Genomic DNA, 16,885 nt, shown 5'->3' on the forward strand with positions numbered 1-16,885 from the left:
AGACAAGCCCCCTCGCCACGGAATGGGGGGCCAGACACTCTTGGACTGAACATTATACGCGCCACGGCGGGGGCTTCCGGACTGTTGTCTGCCCTGCTGGGGAGTGGAAGATGTGCCGCGTTACTGGCTGACGCAGTTTTTGCCCGCAGTTACCGCGCGCTGGGGGCGTAGCAACAGGCTGCCGGCCAGCAACAGGCCGCTGGCGGCGAATAGCAATGCGGGTTGCAAGCCGCCGCTGAGGTGGCTGCTCAACGACGCCAGCAACGGCCCGCTCAGTTGGCCCACGGCAAAACAGGCGGTCAGCAGGCCGGTGCTGCGTTGCGTGCCGTGGGGCGCAACTTCGCGCAAACGCTGCATGACCAGTTGCATGCACGCCAGGAACGGCAACCCGCACAGCAAGACACCCAACGCCAATCCCGTGGCATTGCCCAGCAAGCAGGCGAAAACGCCGGCTGCTTGCACCCACAAGGTTGCCATCAGCCAATAACCTGTTGTGTCGGGATCTGGTTTGCGCAGGCTGACCAGCCACACGCCGAGCGCCGCAGCCAGGCCGAAGCATGGCCAGAACAGATCCGCTTGCCAGGCGCCCTTGAACTGGGCGCTGGCCATTTGCGAGAGAAAGGTCGCCGGAATGATGTAACCCAAACCATAGAGCACATAAATCCAGCCCAGGTGCGCGATGCTGCCATTGGCACGCCTGTCTGCCGTGGCCGATGGTACGGTGCTCACCGTAGGACGTGGCAGGAACGGCAAAATCGCCAGCAACATCAGCAGCGCCACCAGGCCGTATACCAACCACAGGGTGGCGGAGTTTTGTCCCAGCAGGTTGGAGCCCAATGCCAATAATCCTGTCAGAAGAATCCCCAATCCAGGCCCGGCAAATACCAATGCACCCCATCGTGGTCGTCCCGCGGCTATGGCCAGCGGTTGGCTCACACCGGTGATCATCACCAGCGCCCAGGCACTGGCCACGCCTGTACCAAAGCGCAATAGCAGATGTGCCCAGAATCCTTCGGCCCAGAACGACGCCAAGGTCAGCAACACGCACAGCCACAAGCCGCCGAGCATTCGCCCGCGCACATGCTGATGGCCGCGGGCGAACATCGAATCCACCGCACCGACGAAATACCCCAGGTAATTGGCCGCCGCGATCAGCCCAGCATCGGTCAAGTCGATCTGCCCTTCACCGATCAAATGGGGCATCTGTGGGGTGAGGGCGAAGCGGCCGATGCCCATGGCCATCATCAGCGCGATAAAACAGGCGAGTAAGCGAATACCGGGAGACATGAGCGAATTCCTGCGAGAAGTGATGGTTCTCAGGCTAAGGTGGATTAGCTTTCAGTAAAATTGAATAATGCTGAGGAAGTTGTTCATGTTAGGAGAAGATCATGGAGTTCAGCCAACTGCGCATTTTCCAGGCGATTGCCGAGGAAGGTTCCATCACCCGCGCTGCGGAGCGTCTGCACCGGGTACCGTCGAACCTGTCGACCCGGCTCAAGCAAATGGAGGCGCAATTGGGCGTCGAGTTGTTTGTGCGCGAACGCCAGCGCCTGCAACTGTCTCCGGCCGGCAAGGTGTTGCTCGACTACAGTACGCGCCTGCTCGCCCTGCATGAGGAGGCGCATGGCGCCGTTCAGGGCGGGCAACCGGCCGGGGATTTTGTGCTGGGCAGCATGTACAGCACGGCGGCGATCCACTTGCCGAAGTTGCTGGCGTGCTATCACAAGGCCTATCCGATGGTGAACCTGCAAGTGCAGTCGGCCCCCAGTGGCGAATTGCTCGAAGGGCTGATCACCGGGCGTTTGGATGCTGCCTTGGTTGACGGTCCGCTGTCGCTGGCGACGCTGGACGGTGTGCCGTTATGCGAAGAGCGCCTGCTGTTGATTTGCGAGGCCGACCATCCGCCGGTCCGGGGGCCGCAGGATGTGGCCGGGCGCTCGGTGTTCACCTTCCGACGCAGTTGCTCCTATCGGGCGCGCCTGGAAGCCTGGTTTTCACACGACCGTGTCGCCATGGGGCGCGCCATCGAGATTGAGTCCTACCAAGGCATGTTGGCGTGTGTCATTGCCGGCTCCGGCGTGGCGCTGATGTCCGAATCGATGCTCGACAGCCTGCCGGGCAAAGACAGCGTTTCGGTGCATCCCTTGGCCGAACCGTTCGCCCACGCCACCACCTGGCTGATGTGGCGCAAGGGCATGCTTGGGGCTAATCTCAATGCGTGGATTGACCTGCAGCAAAAGCGCGAGATACAGCCTGTACAGGATATGCGGGTGAGTGCTTGATCGGTTCGTCAGGCGTTGTATCAATTCAGTAATAGTTCGTTGTGGTTTCAAGCAAGCATTACGAGAGACTTAGTACTATTATCTGTAGGAAGCGGCCACAGAACTCCAGTCGCTCAGCACTACCCTCAAAGGGGGCAACCATGAAAGAGAAACTGCAAAACTGGCTGCATGACCTCGGCGTCGCACTTGGCTTGATCGAGCCTCCGCTGCAACCGGTGCCCATCCGCACCGATGACGAGCAGCGCCGTCCGCGTCGCAGGTAAGTCCCGGAAAGCGCTCAAACATCGGTGTTTGAGCGCGGTCAGCGGATATCTCGTCTCTGCATCATTGCCGAATCGGCTGTGTCAGCGGGCTGCTTCCGCGATTGCTTCACGCCCCGCTCAACCCCGACCCGATTCGAGAACCCTATGTCCAGACCCCAATGCCCGCGCTGCCTGCGGCCGGCCACTCGCTGTCTGTGCTCGCTGATCCCGAGCCTCGACAGTCGTACCCGCGTCCTGTTGCTGCAGCATCCGAGTGAGGTCAGGCATGCGCTCAACACTGCGCGCCTCGCCGCCTTGGGGTTGGTGAACGCACAGTTGGTGGTGGGTGAGGTGTTCGAGGATTTGCAGGCGCTGTTGCATCCGCCGGGGTATCAGGCCCGCTTGCTGTTTCCCGCCGACGAGGCGCAGCCGCTACAGGCTTACACGGCATCCGATGCGCCGCTGCTGTTGGTGGTCCCGGACGGCACTTGGCGTAAGGCGCGTAAACAGCTCCACCTCAATCCCTTGCTCGCGGCGTTGCCCAGAGTGACCCTGGCCACGGGCGCCGTATCCCGCTATCGACTGCGCAAGGCGCCAGGGCCGGGAGCATTGTCGACGGTGGAGGCGATTGTGCAAGCGCTGCAGGTGCTGGAGGCGCCGGCCTCATTCGAGCCGTTGCTGCGGCCGTTCGAAGCGCTGATCGAGGGGCAGATTGCGGCGATGGGGGAAGAGACTTTTCAGAAAAATCATGCGTGAGGCCCGCCAGTGGGTCGATCGTCTAAGCGCCAGCACGATCGACTCGCCATCCTCGGTTATTTGCCTGGAAAATCGTGGTCGTTACGCAGAAACCAAGCGCGAATAGGCAATAGCTTTTCGAGCACCGGTTTTGAGGATTTCACTGTTGTCTTGCTGATCGCCTGGACGGTAAAGGTAAAAGCTGTCACTGCCGTCCGGGAGTGTCTTGTGCATCATCTGGAGGCCAACCCCCTTCAATAGAATGCTGGATTCGAGCAATACCTTTCTTGCGTCGTCAACGTTATCGCATTTGAAAAAAGTCTCGACGCGCTTGCTCAACTCAAGCAGCACCAGGGAAAAATCCCGATTGTCACTGTACTGCCTGAAGTCCGAGGTGGAGGCATGAATCGCCTTGTTTCCTGATGCCGCGAGGTCGACGATGGGCGTGCGTAAATCCCACAGAATGCCGTCATAACCTTGAAACCCGTTCCCTTCCACGAGCGCTCGCAAATTTTCCATCGCGTTGTTTTGATAGGTGGCGTTTGGATCTTTCAGAGAGAAGTCCTCTTTCATGTTCTGCTTGCCGAACAGGTCGGCGGTCTTGATACCCGGAGCAATGTTTATCCCGCTCAGGCCTCGTCGTTCGGCTTCGGCTTTCAGCTCCTTGAGCGCCTTATGTTTGAAGGAGCAGAAAATGATGTTTTCAGGGGTGAGCTTATCCGTCTGTCCCTTGCCTTCGGCAACCAGGTCGAGCATTGAGGTCACGGCGGTGGCGTCTTTGAGCTCTATGTTGAGGATGACCGGCTGTTTGCCATAGCGCGTCAGTGTCTGATTGGCGTCGTTCACCAGCGCGATCACTTCGGACAACATCGGTGTTGTTTCGCCATGGGGTCCAATCGGGATTTGTCTGAGCTCATCGGCAGTCTTCTGTCCGACCAGGTAGGTCGCCCTGGTTTCGTTCGCCGGCAGCCTGGACCCGCTGCGGTCAGCGTTGTACGCATTGCGCCAGATTTCATCGTCATGGGTGACCATGACTTTGCCGTCCCTGGATCTGAAAATATCAATCTCGATCGCATCGGCACCCTGGAGGATGGCTGCCTTGATGGCTTGCAGGCTGTTTTCCGGCTGGAACCTGTCAGGAAAGGTTGAACCGAACACGCTGGTGGGGCCGGTGCCGCGGTGGGCCACGAGCATCAACCGGTGTCCGGTACGCTCCTTCAGCAGTTCGCTGTGCGCTCTGGCCTGCAGCATCTGTCTTACTTCCAACGGGGCCAGGCGGGTCAGGCAACTCTCTGTGCCGAGCGTGGATTCGACGGGCTGTCGGAAGAAAGACGTGGTCGTGCAAGGGCTGAGGTCGGACGAGGTATTGAGGCTATACACAGGATTTCCTTTTAAAACAGAAAATGTCCTTGCTGAGTGAAGGGCGTGCATACGCGGATTACCGTGTCCCGGGATTGAACAGGTAGGATCTGGGGTTATCACTCGTGGTCCATTGCATGCCCATCGTTGAGTGGAGCCTCTGTAGGCGTTGGTTCCTCGCAAGAGGATATGTCCGCAGGCACGTTCGCTACCTTAATGGCCATACTGCATATAGCCATACCGCATAAAGACCGCACTTTGCGTGATATGGCGCGCTGGCGTTTGCCGGTATGATGGGCGCCCCCGCAGTCTGGATTGCGAATACGCCATGACCTTGCAGTACCCAACTATCGCCGATTGCGTCGGCAACACACCGCTGGTCCGCTTGCAACGCATGGCGGGTGACACCAGCAATACTTTGCTGCTCAAGCTTGAGGGCAACAACCCAGCGGGTTCGGTCAAGGATCGTCCGGCGCTGTCGATGATTACCCGCGCCGAGTTGCGTGGACAGATCAAGCCCGGCGATACCTTGATCGAGGCCACCTCGGGTAATACCGGGATTGCCCTGGCGATGGCCGCGGCGATCAAGGGTTACAAGATGATCCTGATCATGCCCGACAACGGCAGCGCCGAGCGCAAGGCGGCAATGACCGCCTATGGCGCTGAATTGGTCCTGGTCTCCCAGGAAGACGGCATGGAAGGCGCGCGCGACCTCGCCGAGCGCATGGCCGCCGAGGGCCGTGGGCAAGTGCTGGATCAGTTTGCCAACGGTGACAATCCCGAGGCGCACTACACCGGCACCGGTCCTGAGATCTGGCGCCAGACCCAGGGCACGATTACCCACTTCGTCAGCTCCATGGGCACCACCGGCACCATCATGGGCAACTCCCGCTACCTCAAGGAGCAGAATCCGGCGATCCAGATCGTTGGCTTGCAGCCTATGGAAGGCGCGTCGATTCCCGGGATCCGCCGTTGGCCCGAAGAGTATCTGCCGAAAATCTATAACGCGACCCGCGTGGACCGCATTATTGATATGGCCCAGCGGGAAGCCGAGGACACCACGCGTCGCCTGGCCCGTGAAGAAGGCATTTTCTGCGGTGTGTCCTCCGGTGGCGCCGTGGCCGGGATGTTGCGCCTGTCCCGGGAAGTTGAAAACGCGGTGATCGTGGCGATCATCTGTGACCGAGGCGACCGTTACCTGTCGACCGGCATTTTCGACGCGCCTAACTGATGGCCAAGCAAGAGAGAGGCCTGCGCTTCCAACCCACGGGCGGTAGCCGGGCGCCACAAATTCCCGTGGGCAAAAAACAGCGCCTGAGCATCGAGCGCCTGGCCAACGACGGGCGCGGCATTGTGTTCTTCGAAGGCCGTACCTGGTTCGTCGTGGGCGCGCTGGCCGGTGAAGACGTCGAGGCACGCGTGCTGGGTGCCCATGGCAAAGTCGTCGAGGCACGCACCGAGCGGGTGTTCAAGGCCAGCGCACTGCGGCGCCCGGCACCTTGCGCGCACGCGGGGCGCTGTGGCGGTTGCAGCCTGCAACACTTGCCCCACAACGAACAGCTCGCCCTGAAACAGCGCATGTTGGCCGAGCAGCTGTCCCGAGTCGCCGGTATCGAACCCCAGGAGTGGGCCGCGCCGTTGAGCGGGCCGGAATTCGGCTATCGCCGCCGGGCCCGGGTCGCTGTGCGTTGGGACGCCAAGGCCAAGCACCTTGAAGTCGGTTTCCGGGCCGTCGCCAGTCAGGACATCGTCGCCATCGACGATTGCCCGGTGCTGGTACAGGCCTTGCAACCGATCATGCAACGTCTGCCGAACATGCTGCGGCGCCTCGGCAAACCTCAGGCGCTGGGTCATGTGGAATTGTTCAGCGGGTCGTCGATGGCTTTGCTACTGCGGCACATGGCGCCGCTGTCTGACGCGGACCTGGTGATCCTGGAGGAATTCTGCAGGTTCCATGATGCGCAACTGTGGCTGCATGGCGAAGGCGAGCCGCAACCCTTCGCACCGGATCAGGCCTTGGGTTATCGCCTGGAACAGTGGGATCTGGAGCTGGCGTATCGGCCCGGGGACTTTGTACAGGTCAATGCCGGCGTCAACGAAACGATGGTCGCCCAGGCGCTCGAGTGGTTGGCGCCGAAATCCGATGAGCGGGTGCTGGACCTGTTTTGTGGCCTGGGCAACTTTGCCTTGCCGCTGGCCCGCCAGGTACGCGAAGTCGTTGCGGTAGAAGGTGTGCAGGCGATGGTGGCGCGTGCGGCGCAGAATGCGCTCAGTAACAATTTGCCCAATGTGCAGTTTTTCCAGGCTGACTTGTCTCAGACTTTGACTGATGCGGAATGGGCCAAAGCGGGCTTTTCTGCGGTACTCTTGGACCCACCGCGCGATGGTGCCCTGGAGGTTGTGCGCAAGCTCGCCACTCTGGGAGCCGATCGCCTGGTGTATGTGTCCTGCAATCCAGCCACGCTGGCGCGGGACACAGTCGAGTTGGTCAAGCAAGGCTACCGGCTAAAGCGTGCCGGGATCCTCGATATGTTTCCGCAAACGGCCCATGTCGAGGCGATGGCGTTATTTGAAGCGAGCTAGGACGCTCGTTTAGTCCGACTGGCCTGCGTTTCCAGGGCCTGTGACCTGTGTACAAAGGTCAGATTTTGACGCGCTGCAGGCGCGTCGTAGGGAAGGTAAGCAAGATGGTACAGGTGAGAGCACACCAGCCGATCAACACTGACGGCAGTATCAATCTCGAGGCATGGCTGGATCATGCCGTCAGTGTCGATCCGGCACTGGACCGTGAAGCCTTGAAGGCAGCTTGCGAGTTCGCTCGTGAGTCTGAACAGCAAGACAATGCGGCCAAGAATCTGTGGGCCGAGGGTACATCCAGTTTTCGTACCGGGCTCGAGATCGCCGAGATTCTCGCCGACCTCAAGCTCGATCAGGATTCGCTGATCGCCGCGGTGCTCTATCGCGGCGTGCGCGAGGGACATATTGCGTTGCCGCTGGTCAGCCAGCGTTTCGGCGCCGTGGTGGCCAAGCTGATCGATGGCGTGCTGCGCATGGCCGCGATCAGCGCCAGCCTCAGTCCGCGCCAAACGATGGTGCTGGGCACCCAGGGCCAGGTGGAAAACCTGCGCAAGATGCTGGTGGCGATGGTCGACGACGTGCGCGTCGCGCTGATCAAGTTGGCCGAGCGCACCTGCGCGATTCGTGCAGTGAAAACCGCCGATGACGAAAAGCGCAACCGGGTTGCCCGCGAAGTGTTCGATATCTACGCGCCCCTGGCGCACCGCCTGGGTATCGGTCATATCAAGTGGGAGCTGGAGGACTTGTCCTTCCGTTACCTGGAACCCGACCAGTACAAACAGATTGCCACCCTGCTGCATGAGCGGCGGCTGGACCGTGAGCGCTTTATCAGCGATGTAATGAGCCAGTTGCGCTCGGAGTTGCAGGCCACCGGTGTCGAGGCCGACATCAGCGGGCGGGCCAAGCACATCTATTCCATCTGGCGCAAAATGCAACGCAAGGGCCTGGCGTTCAGCCAGATCTACGATGTGCGCGCGGTTCGGGTGCTGGTGCCGGAAATGCGCGATTGCTACACCGCCCTGGGTATCGTTCACACGTTGTGGCGGCATATTCCCAAGGAGTTCGACGACTACATCGCCAACCCCAAGGAAAACGGCTACCGCTCGCTGCATACCGCGGTGATCGGCCCCGAGGGCAAGGTACTGGAAGTACAGATCCGTACTCACGCCATGCACGAAGAGGCTGAGCTGGGCGTCTGCGCGCATTGGCGCTACAAAGGCACCGACGTCAAGGCGGGTTCCAACCAGTACGAAGAGAAAATCTCCTGGTTGCGCCAAGTGCTGGAGTGGCATGAGGAACTGGGCGATATCGGCGGTCTGGCCGAACAGTTGCGGGTGGATATCGAACCCGACCGGGTCTACATCTTCACCCCCGACGGCCATGCGATCGATTTGCCCAAAGGCGCCACGCCGCTGGACTTTGCCTATCGCGTCCACACCGAGATCGGCCACAACTGCCGTGGCGCCAAGATCAACGGGCGGATCGTGCCGCTCAACTACAGCCTGCAGACGGGTGAGCAGGTCGAGATCATCACCAGCAAGCACGGCACGCCGAGTCGCGACTGGTTGAACCCGAACCTGGGTTACGTCACCACATCGCGCGCGCGGGCCAAGATCGTCCATTGGTTCAAGTTGCAGGCCCGCGATCAGAACGTCGCCGCCGGCAAGACCTTGCTCGAGCGCGAGCTGGGACGTCTGGGGCTGCCTCAGGTGGACTTCGACAAGCTGGCCGAAAAGGCCAACATGAAGATCGCCGAAGACATGTTCGCCGCCCTTGGGGCTGGCGACCTGCGCCTGGCGCAACTGGTCAACCTGGCCCAGCAACTGGTGGAGCCGGAGCGTGGTTCCGAACAACTGGAGCTGATTCCACGCAAGGCCACCGGCTACAAGCCGGGCAAGCGCGGCGATATTCAGATCCAGGGTGTCGGCAACCTGATGACACAAATGGCCGGCTGCTGCCAGCCATTGCCGGGAGACGCGATTGTCGGCTACATCACTCAAGGTCGCGGGGTGAGCATTCACCGCCAGGATTGTGCCTCGGTGTTGCAATTGGGCGGGCGTGAGCCAGAGCGGATCATCCAGGTCAGTTGGGGGCCGGTGCCGGTGTTGACCTACCCGGTGGACATCATCATCCGTGCCTACGACCGTTCGGGCCTGCTGCGCGACGTGTCGCAAGTGCTGCTTAACGAGCGGATCAACGTGCTGGCGGTCAACACCCGCTCGAACAAGGAGGACAACACGGCGTTGATGTCCCTGACCATCGAGATTCCCGGGTTGGACGCGCTGGGTCGGTTGCTGGGGCGGATTTCGCAGTTGCCGAACATCATTGAGACGCGGCGTAACCGCACGCCATGAGCCACTGGATGAACGCGGTCTGAACATGTGGGAGCGGGCTTGCTCGCGAAAGCGGACTATCAGTCAAGTATCAATGGCTGACACACCGTTTTCGCGAACAAGCCCGCTCCCACATCGGGCTTTCAGCGTTCCCACTTGAGCGGACAGAGACAGATGTATTCACTTGAAGACCTGCTGCACCTGATGAGCTGCCTGCGCGACCCGCAATACGGTTGCCCGTGGGACATCAAGCAAACCTATGCGAGCATCGTCCCGCACACCCTGGAAGAAGCCTACGAAGTCGCCGATGCCATTGAGCGAGGGGATTTTGACCACCTGCAAGGTGAGTTGGGCGACCTGTTGTTTCAGGTGGTCTATTACAGCCAGTTGGCGCGGGAAGAAGGGCGCTTCGAGTTTGCCGGGGTGATTGACAGCATTACCCGCAAGCTGATTCGCCGACATCCCCATGTGTTCCCCACTGGCGATCTGTACGCGCCGCTGGACATCCCGCAGTTGAGTGAGGAGCAAGTCAAGGAGCGTTGGGAGCAGATCAAGGCCGAGGAGCGTGCGGAAAAATCCGACGCCCCGCAGCAATTGTCCCTGCTCGATGACGTACCCAGTGCTTTACCGGCGTTATCCCGCGCCGCCAAGTTGCAAAAGCGTGCGGGGCAGGTCGGCTTCGACTGGCCGTCGGCTTTGCCGGTGGTGGATAACGTGCGCGAAGAGCTGGATGAAGTGCTCGAAGCCATGGCGGACAACGACGCTGCGGCGATTGCCGATGAAGTCGGTGACCTGTTGTTTGCAGCGGTCAACCTGGCCCGTCACCTCAAGGTCGACCCGGAAGCCGCGTTGCGTGGCGCCAATGCCAAATTCGAAAGACGCTTTCGATTTATCGAACAGGCATTGCGCGAGACCCGCCGTCCCATGGAAGATTGCACCCTCGAAGAGTTGGACGCCCTGTGGGGTGAAGCCAAACGTCAGGAAAAGAACCTGTCCAACTGCGGTTGAGCAGTTGCCTAAGTGAGTAAGCACATGAGCATTTCCCTTCGCGACCAGTTGCTCAAAGCAGGCCTGGTCAATCAGAAGCAGGCCAAGCAGGTCGGCAAAGAAAAGCAGAAGCAGCAACGCCTGGTCCACAAAGGCCAAGCGCAGGCAGATGACACCCAGCAGCGTCTGGCCCAGGAAGCGCAGGCCGAGAAGATCAAGCGTGATCAGGAACTCAACCGCCAGCAGCAGGAAAAGGCCGAGGCCAAGGCTCGTGCGGCGCAGGTCAAGCAATTGATCGAAAGTTCGCGGTTACCCAAGCTGACCACCGAGGATTACTACAACTTCGTCGACGACAAAAAGGTCAAGCGCTTGTCGGTCAACACGCTGATGCGCAACAAGCTGAGCAATGGCTCGCTGGCCATCGTCCATCACGGCGGCAGCTATGAAGTCATTCCCCGTGAAGCTGCATTGAAAATCCAGGAGCGGGCGCCGGAGCGTATTGTGCAACTCAATATTCTTAGCGAAGCCCAGGTGCCGGATGAAGACGACCCGTACGCCGCTTACCAGATCCCTGACGATCTGATGTGGTAAGCCTTTTGTGGCGAGGGCGCTTGTCCTGTAGCGAGGGGGGCTTGTCCTGTGGCGAGGGGTGCTTGTCCTGTGGCGAGGGGGCTTGTCCCCCGTTGGGCTGCGCAGCAGCCCCAATCGCTATACACCGCATTGTTCCAGAAAGAACTCAGTGACTCCTTTCAGGGCCGCTTCGCGCCCCAACGGGGGACAAGCCCCCTCGCCACAGGACAAGCACCCCTCGCCACAGGACAAGCCCCTCACCACAGACAAGCCCCCTCGCCACAAGGGTGTGTTCAGGAGCTTTGTGCCTGGCGTTTCATCTCAAGCGTTTCCAGCTCGTTCTTATAATTCTGAGCGTCGCTCTCGTTATGAAACATGCCGACCAGCAGGTCTTGTTGGTGTACATCCCAGATGTGAATCCCATGGCCCAGCGCTTCGTGGGACATATGTGCATCGTCGCGTTCAGTTACTTTTACAGTCATCTGCTTGCTCCAATCTCTGGTTGATCTGCGGCAAGGCGTCGCAGGCCTTTGTTATAGGGTTTGTGGGTTTGCTGAGTAAATAACCAGGATTTGCAACAGACCTTTACAGAATCGCCAACAGTTCTACAGGCCCCGTAAATTGCGACATTGCGTCGCAGGTTGCTGAGTTTCATGACAAAAGTTTCATGTTGGCAGTGTGAGCGTGATGAACCTTCGGGCGAAAAAAAGCCCCGCATTCAGCGAGGCTCTTTCAAACGTTCTACGATCAGCTGCCCTTCACGGGCTTGCCGTCGACCGTGCCTTCCAACAGCATGATGTTGTATTCCTTGCCGTCGGTCTCGACCTGTTGCAGGCGAACCAGCAGGTGGTCCCAGTCCTTGGCAAACCACATCACCGTGGTGCGCTTGCTTTGAGTCGGGTCACGTACCCGCTCAACCTTGATCGCATCGATCTGGCCAGCCTTGGTATCGACTTTCTCCGCGCCCAGCACGCGGAAGTCGTAGGTATCGACTTCGCCGTCATCGACCACCTGGTAGCTCATGGTCTTCTTGCCAGCGGCTACATCGTGTTGCAACGCCAACTGGTAAGTGGACTTGTCGACCATGCCACGGTTCAGCGGGATCTTCACTGCATCGCCACGATCAGTGCCGGTGACCATTTTGGTGGTCCAGTCGAAATCCAGGTCGGCTTTCTTGGCTTTGCCGAGGCCGCCACGTTCAAAGTGGTAGGACTGTGGCAGAAAGGTGTCTTTGTCCAGGGTCAACGTGCTTTCTTCGGTCAGGCTGGCAATCATCATCGACGCCTTGAAGCTGAGCTTCCAGGCACCGCTGGCGGTTTTTTCCAGGCTGCGCGAAGCGGTGCCGCTCATGGGCAGCTGTTTCCAGTCGGCAGTGTAGCTGGCGGAGAAGGGCTGAAGGTCTGCTGCTTGCACGGCTGGCAAGGCAAACAGAGCAAAAGCGAAGAGCAGGGCGCGACGCATAAAATCTCCTAGGTTCGAATCAAGTGGCCGCTGGCCGCAAGTAACTGACCGTCCAATAATGCACCTTGGTCGCCAAGAATCAACCGTCCCTCGGCGAACCAGCGAACAGCCAGCGGGTAAATCCTGTGTTCCTGGGTGTGAACCCGTTGGGCAAGGGTGTGTGCAGAGTCCGCAGACTCTACCGGAATCACTGCCTGTACGACCAGAGGCCCGCCATCGAGTTCCTCGGTGACGAAGTGTACGCTGCAGCCATGCTCCGTATCACCGGCCTCAAGGGCGCGCTGATGAGTATGTAACCCTTTGTATTTGGGCAACAGGGAAGGGTGGATATTCAGCAGGCGTCCCTGGTAATGACGCACGAAATCAGCGCTGAGAATGCGCATGAAACCAGCCAGTACCACGAGTTTGGGATCGAACGCATCGATCAGTTCGATCAAGGCCGCATCAAAAGCCTCGCGACCGTCGAACCCCTTGTGATCCAGCGTACGGGTATCGATACCCGCGTCTTTGGCGCGTTGCAGGCCGTAGGCATCGCTGCGGTTGGAAATCACCGCAGCGATACGCACCGGGCTGTCGCCGGTGCGCGTGCTGTCGATCAGGGCCTGCAAGTTGCTGCCGGTGCCGGAGAGCAGCACCACGACATCACAGGTCGGGGACATCAGTGTGCCTTGAGGTTCTTCAGTTCAACCTGGGCCGCGCCCTCGGCGGCGGTAGCGATCTGGCCGATCACCCATGGTTGCTCGCCGGCTTCACGCAGCACGTTCAGCGCAGTTTCAACGTGCTCTTGAGCGACGCAGATCACCATGCCCACGCCGCAGTTCAGCACGCGGTGCATTTCGGTTTCGTTGACGTTGCCTTGTTCTTGCAGCCAGTCGAATACGGCAGGACGCTGCCAGCTGGCGACGTCGACGATCGCCTGGGCGCCTTTTGGCAGTACGCGCGGGATGTTGTCCAGCAGGCCGCCACCGGTGATGTGAGCCATCGCCTTGACCGCGCCCGTGTCTTTGATCAGCTTGAGCAACGGCTTGACGTAGATGCGGGTCGGGGCCATCAGCAAATCGGTCAATGGTTTGCCGTCGAGCTGGATGTTCTCGATATCGGCGCCGGACACTTCGATGATCTTGCGGATCAGCGAGTAACCGTTGGAGTGCGGCCCGGACGATGGCAGGGCGAGCAGGGCGTCGCCAGCGGTAACCTTGGAGCCGTCGATGATTTCGGCTTTTTCCACGACGCCGACGCAAAAGCCGGCCAGGTCGTAGTCTTCGCCTTCGTACATGCCTGGCATTTCAGCGGTTTCACCGCCAACCAGCGAGCAACCGGAGAGTTCACAGCCCGCGCCGATGCCGGTCACGACCTGGGTCGCGGTCTCGACGTTGAGCTTGCCGGTGGCATAGTAGTCCAGGAAGAACAACGGCTCGGCACCGCAGACCACCAGATCGTTGACGCACATGGCCACCAGATCGATGCCGATGCTGTCGTGCTTGTTCAGGTTCAGTGCCAGGCGCAGCTTGGTGCCCACACCGTCGGTGCCGGAAACCAGGACAGGCTGCTTGTAACCGGCCGGGATCTCACAGAGGGCGCCGAAACCGCCCAGGCCGCCCATGACTTCGGGGCGCGCAGTGCGCTTGGCGACGCTCTTGATGCGTTCGACCAATGCTTCACCGGCGTCGATGTCTACACCGGCGTCCTTGTAGCTCAGGGAAGGTTGCTTGCTCATGATCCAGGCCTTTAGGGGGGGATTCAGGGGTAACGACCGAGCTGGCGGGGGCTTTCGTGAAAACGCCCAGCCGATGACGGTCTGTGAAGGCGCGCGATTTTATCAGGCTTGAGGGACAGCGGCCATCCTCGGGCCGACGGGCAGAGGCATATGGTGGTAAAAAAACCTTAATCGACGCCACAATGGCCCGTATTAAAGGTATAGCCTTTAAACTGCTAGCGTTATGACAGTACGAAAACTTGCCAAGGCGTTGTGAATATTTTATCGGTGGTTGTGGTCACAGCCTTGCTAAACCCTGTTAACGCGGTGCGTTTCAGCCGCTTTTTGTCGTTCGGGAATCTTTCTTCATGGGTCTGAGTCGATACATTTTTGTAGGCTGTTTGTCATTGGTCAGCCTGGCGAGTCATGCCGAAACCCTCAATGGACTTTATCAAGTGCTGGAGCCCGTCAGCAGCCAGGCCCCGGAGGAGCGGGACCAGGCCATTCAGCGCGCCCTGGAAACCCTGGTGATTCGCCTGACCGGCGATGCCAAGGCCGCGCAAGGCCCTGACCTGGCCGCGATACGCAAGGATCCGCAACAAATCATCAGCCAGTTCGGCTATGACGCCGGCCCTCCGGAAAGCCTGCAGGTCGATTTCGACCCCGCCAGCACTGATCGGGCGCTTCGCGGCGCGGGCCTGGCGCTGTGGGGCAGCAATCGACCGCTGATTCTCGGGTGGTGGCTGAGCGACTCGACCGAAGGCAGCAGCCTGATCGGGGATGGTCAGGCTGCCGCGCAGCCGTTGCGTCGTGCCGCCCAGCATCGCGGTTTGCCGCTGCGCCTGCCGTTGGGCGATCTCGATGAGCAGATTGTCGCCACTGCGCCGAATCTCGAAAGCGCCGATCCGGCGCCATTGCGGGCGGCGTCCGAGCGCTACGGTGCGGACGCCTTGTTGGCGGTGCACGCCCGTGAAGGCGCGGATCAATGGCAAGCCAAGTGGCGCTTGTGGGTGGGGGACGAAACCGAACAGGGCAGTGTGCAGGGAGCGGATACCGCGGCCCTGGCGGATGCTGTCCTGCTGGCAGTCAGCGAGCGTCTGGCCCCCCGCTATGCGGTCAAGCCGGGGGTTTCCAGTGAGCAATTGCTGGAGGTGCAGGGCATGAACCTGGAGCGTTATGCAGCGCTGGGACATCTGTTGGAGCCTTTCGGAGCGCAGTTGCTGCGGGTCGATGGCAGCCGGATTGTCTATCGGGTGAACGGCAGCGCCGATCAATTGCGCACCCAGCTCAGCCTGGCGAAGTTGCAGGAAATACCGGCTGGTGAAGAGCCGGCACCACAACCTGCCCAGCCGCCGGCCGTCGAGGGTTCCCAGCCAGCGCCGATCCCGGTGGTCGAGCCGACGCCGCAGTTGCGGTTTCGCTGGTAACTATTCTTCCCTCTATAGAAGCAAACGAGATGGAGCGGTTTATGGCGGATACGCGTCGTTGGGTGTGGCTTGGCGGGATCGTCCTGCTGTGCGTTTTTGTATTCCTGCTGCATTCGATTCTGACGCCGTTCCTGGTGGCCTTGCTGCTTGCCTATCTGTTCGATCCAGTGGTGGATCGCCTGGAAAGAGCCGGGCTGTCGCGGACTTGGGGTGTGGTGGCGGTGTTTACGCTTTTTACCCTGATCGTCATGGCGTTATTGCTGGTGCTGATACCGATGCTGGCCAAGCAACTGATTCGCCTCTACGAACTGGTTCCACAGATACTCGATTGGCTGCAGCACACGGCGCTGCCTTATGTGCAATCCAAGCTTGGCCTGGCCGACGGTTTCTGGAGGTTCGACAAAATCAAGGCCGGTATCAGTGAACACATGGGCCAGACCACCGATATCGTCGGCATCATTCTCAGTCAGGCAACGGCCTCCAGCCTGGCGCTGATTGGATGGTTGACCAACCTGGTGCTGATTCCGGTGGTGGCTTTTTACCTGCTGCGTGATTGGGACGTCATGATGGCGAAGATCCGCAGCTTGCTGCCGCGCGATCGCGAGCAGCGCATCATGTCCCTGGCGGGTGAATGTCATGAAGTGCTTGGCGCGTTCGTCCGTGGTCAGTTGCTGGTCATGTTGGCCTTGGGATTTATCTATGCGGCGGGATTAATGCTCATCGGCCTGGAGTTGGGCCTGTTGATCGGTGTGATCGCCGGCCTGGCGGCGATTGTGCCGTACATGGGGTTTGTGATCGGCATCGGTGCGGCGCTGGTGGCGGGGCTGTTCCAGTTTGGCGGCGACTTGTATCCGATGCTGGGGATTGTCGCGGTGTTCATGGTCGGGCAGGCACTCGAAGGCATGGTGCTGACGCCGTTGCTGGTGGGCGATCGGATCGGTCTGCATCCGGTGGCGGTGATCTTTGCGATCCTGGCGGGCGGCGAGTTGTTCGGTTTTACCGGGATCCTGTTGGCGCTGCCGATAGCGGCGGTGATCATGGTGCTGGTTCGCCATCTGCATGAGCTGTACAAGGATTCGGATGCCTATCTGGGTGTCGATGAACCCGAGTTATAAGGTCAATGACAAGCCCGGTTCGAAGCCGGGTTTGTTGTCAATGCGTGTCGGGGAGTTGGCCGTCGCGTCAAACAAACCCCAAAAATTCCAACGAGTTAACG

At 60.0% G+C, this 16,885-nt stretch carries 16 protein-coding genes; 10 read left to right on the forward strand and 6 right to left on the reverse strand.

Translation table 11 applies throughout. From position 1 onward, the window contains the following. Positions 1-120: 120 nt before the first annotated feature. The gene (locus AC6CIA_RS13340; RefSeq protein WP_498312620.1) at positions 121-1,287 is read right to left on the reverse strand and encodes a YbfB/YjiJ family MFS transporter; all 1,167 of its coding nucleotides are present in this window, start codon (positions 1,285-1,287) and stop codon (positions 121-123) included. A 101-nt stretch (positions 1,288-1,388) separates the two neighbouring features. On the opposite strand from AC6CIA_RS13340, the gene ptrR reads away from it, so the two are divergent. The 3 genes from ptrR (at position 1,389) to AC6CIA_RS13355 (ending at position 3,280) form a co-directional block, all read left to right on the forward strand. Further along, positions 1,389-2,282, forward strand: coding sequence for a putrescine utilization regulator PtrR (gene ptrR, locus AC6CIA_RS13345; RefSeq protein ID WP_498312622.1), 894 nt, complete (start codon positions 1,389-1,391; stop codon positions 2,280-2,282). 140 nt (positions 2,283-2,422) lie between these two features. Further along, positions 2,423-2,545, forward strand: coding sequence for a PA1414 family protein (locus tag AC6CIA_RS13350; protein WP_003210728.1), 123 nt, complete (start codon positions 2,423-2,425; stop codon positions 2,543-2,545). Positions 2,546-2,689: 144 nt separating this feature from the next. Next, positions 2,690-3,280 (forward strand): tRNA-uridine aminocarboxypropyltransferase, encoded by a 591-nt coding sequence (locus AC6CIA_RS13355; RefSeq protein WP_498312624.1) that lies wholly within the window; start codon positions 2,690-2,692, stop codon positions 3,278-3,280. 81 nt (positions 3,281-3,361) lie between these two features. Here the strand turns inward: AC6CIA_RS13355 and AC6CIA_RS13360 are convergent, their stop codons facing one another. After that, a complete protein-coding gene (locus tag AC6CIA_RS13360; RefSeq protein WP_498312626.1) occupies positions 3,362-4,690 on the reverse strand; it encodes a glycerophosphodiester phosphodiesterase in 1,329 nt (442 codons plus the stop codon). Between the two features lie 256 nt (positions 4,691-4,946). Here AC6CIA_RS13360 and cysM point away from each other — a divergent pair, with 256 nt between their 5' ends. The 5 genes from cysM (at position 4,947) to AC6CIA_RS13385 (ending at position 11,106) form a co-directional block, all read left to right on the forward strand. Continuing rightward, on the forward strand, positions 4,947-5,849 hold the full coding sequence (gene cysM, locus AC6CIA_RS13365; RefSeq protein WP_498312628.1) for a cysteine synthase CysM: 903 nt from the start codon (positions 4,947-4,949) through the stop codon (positions 5,847-5,849). Further along, positions 5,849-7,201, forward strand: coding sequence for a 23S rRNA (uracil(1939)-C(5))-methyltransferase RlmD (rlmD, locus tag AC6CIA_RS13370; protein WP_498312630.1), 1,353 nt, complete (start codon positions 5,849-5,851; stop codon positions 7,199-7,201). The genes cysM and rlmD overlap by 1 nt, the downstream gene beginning before the upstream one ends. A gap of 104 nt (positions 7,202-7,305) precedes the next feature. After that, on the forward strand, positions 7,306-9,549 hold the full coding sequence (gene relA / locus AC6CIA_RS13375; RefSeq protein ID WP_498312632.1) for a GTP diphosphokinase: 2,244 nt from the start codon (positions 7,306-7,308) through the stop codon (positions 9,547-9,549). Positions 9,550-9,702: 153 nt separating this feature from the next. Then, entirely contained in the window at positions 9,703-10,536 is an 834-nt protein-coding gene (gene mazG, locus AC6CIA_RS13380; RefSeq protein ID WP_498312634.1) for a nucleoside triphosphate pyrophosphohydrolase, read from the forward strand. A 24-nt stretch (positions 10,537-10,560) separates the two neighbouring features. Next, positions 10,561-11,106 carry a DUF2058 domain-containing protein gene (locus AC6CIA_RS13385; protein ID WP_498312636.1) on the forward strand — a complete coding sequence of 182 codons (546 nt, stop codon included), beginning with the start codon at positions 10,561-10,563 and terminating at the stop codon, positions 11,104-11,106. 272 nt (positions 11,107-11,378) lie between these two features. Here the strand turns inward: AC6CIA_RS13385 and AC6CIA_RS13390 are convergent, their stop codons facing one another. From AC6CIA_RS13390 to purM, 4 genes are all read right to left on the reverse strand, one after another. Beyond that, entirely contained in the window at positions 11,379-11,567 is a 189-nt protein-coding gene (locus tag AC6CIA_RS13390) for a hypothetical protein (protein ID WP_339528608.1), read from the reverse strand. Between the two features lie 265 nt (positions 11,568-11,832). Next, positions 11,833-12,546 carry a DUF3108 domain-containing protein gene (locus AC6CIA_RS13395; RefSeq protein WP_084379411.1) on the reverse strand — a complete coding sequence of 238 codons (714 nt, stop codon included), beginning with the start codon at positions 12,544-12,546 and terminating at the stop codon, positions 11,833-11,835. Positions 12,547-12,554: 8 nt separating this feature from the next. After that, the gene (gene purN, locus AC6CIA_RS13400; protein ID WP_498312638.1) at positions 12,555-13,205 is read right to left on the reverse strand and encodes a phosphoribosylglycinamide formyltransferase; all 651 of its coding nucleotides are present in this window, start codon (positions 13,203-13,205) and stop codon (positions 12,555-12,557) included. After that, complete coding sequence (gene purM, locus AC6CIA_RS13405) at positions 13,205-14,263, reverse strand: phosphoribosylformylglycinamidine cyclo-ligase (protein ID WP_498312640.1); 1,059 nt, start codon at positions 14,261-14,263, stop codon at positions 13,205-13,207. Before purM ends, purN begins: the two co-directional genes overlap by 1 nt. A 347-nt stretch (positions 14,264-14,610) precedes the next feature. Here purM and AC6CIA_RS13410 point away from each other — a divergent pair, with 347 nt between their 5' ends. Together AC6CIA_RS13410 and AC6CIA_RS13415 are read left to right on the forward strand one after the other, a co-directional pair. Then, complete coding sequence (locus tag AC6CIA_RS13410) at positions 14,611-15,669, forward strand: DUF2066 domain-containing protein (RefSeq protein WP_498312642.1); 1,059 nt, start codon at positions 14,611-14,613, stop codon at positions 15,667-15,669. Positions 15,670-15,710: 41 nt separating this feature from the next. After that, the gene (locus AC6CIA_RS13415; RefSeq protein WP_498312644.1) at positions 15,711-16,784 is read left to right on the forward strand and encodes an AI-2E family transporter; all 1,074 of its coding nucleotides are present in this window, start codon (positions 15,711-15,713) and stop codon (positions 16,782-16,784) included. The last annotated feature ends 101 nt before the right edge of the window (positions 16,785-16,885 follow it).

This window comes from Pseudomonas sp. GQ91, assembly GCF_059758795.1.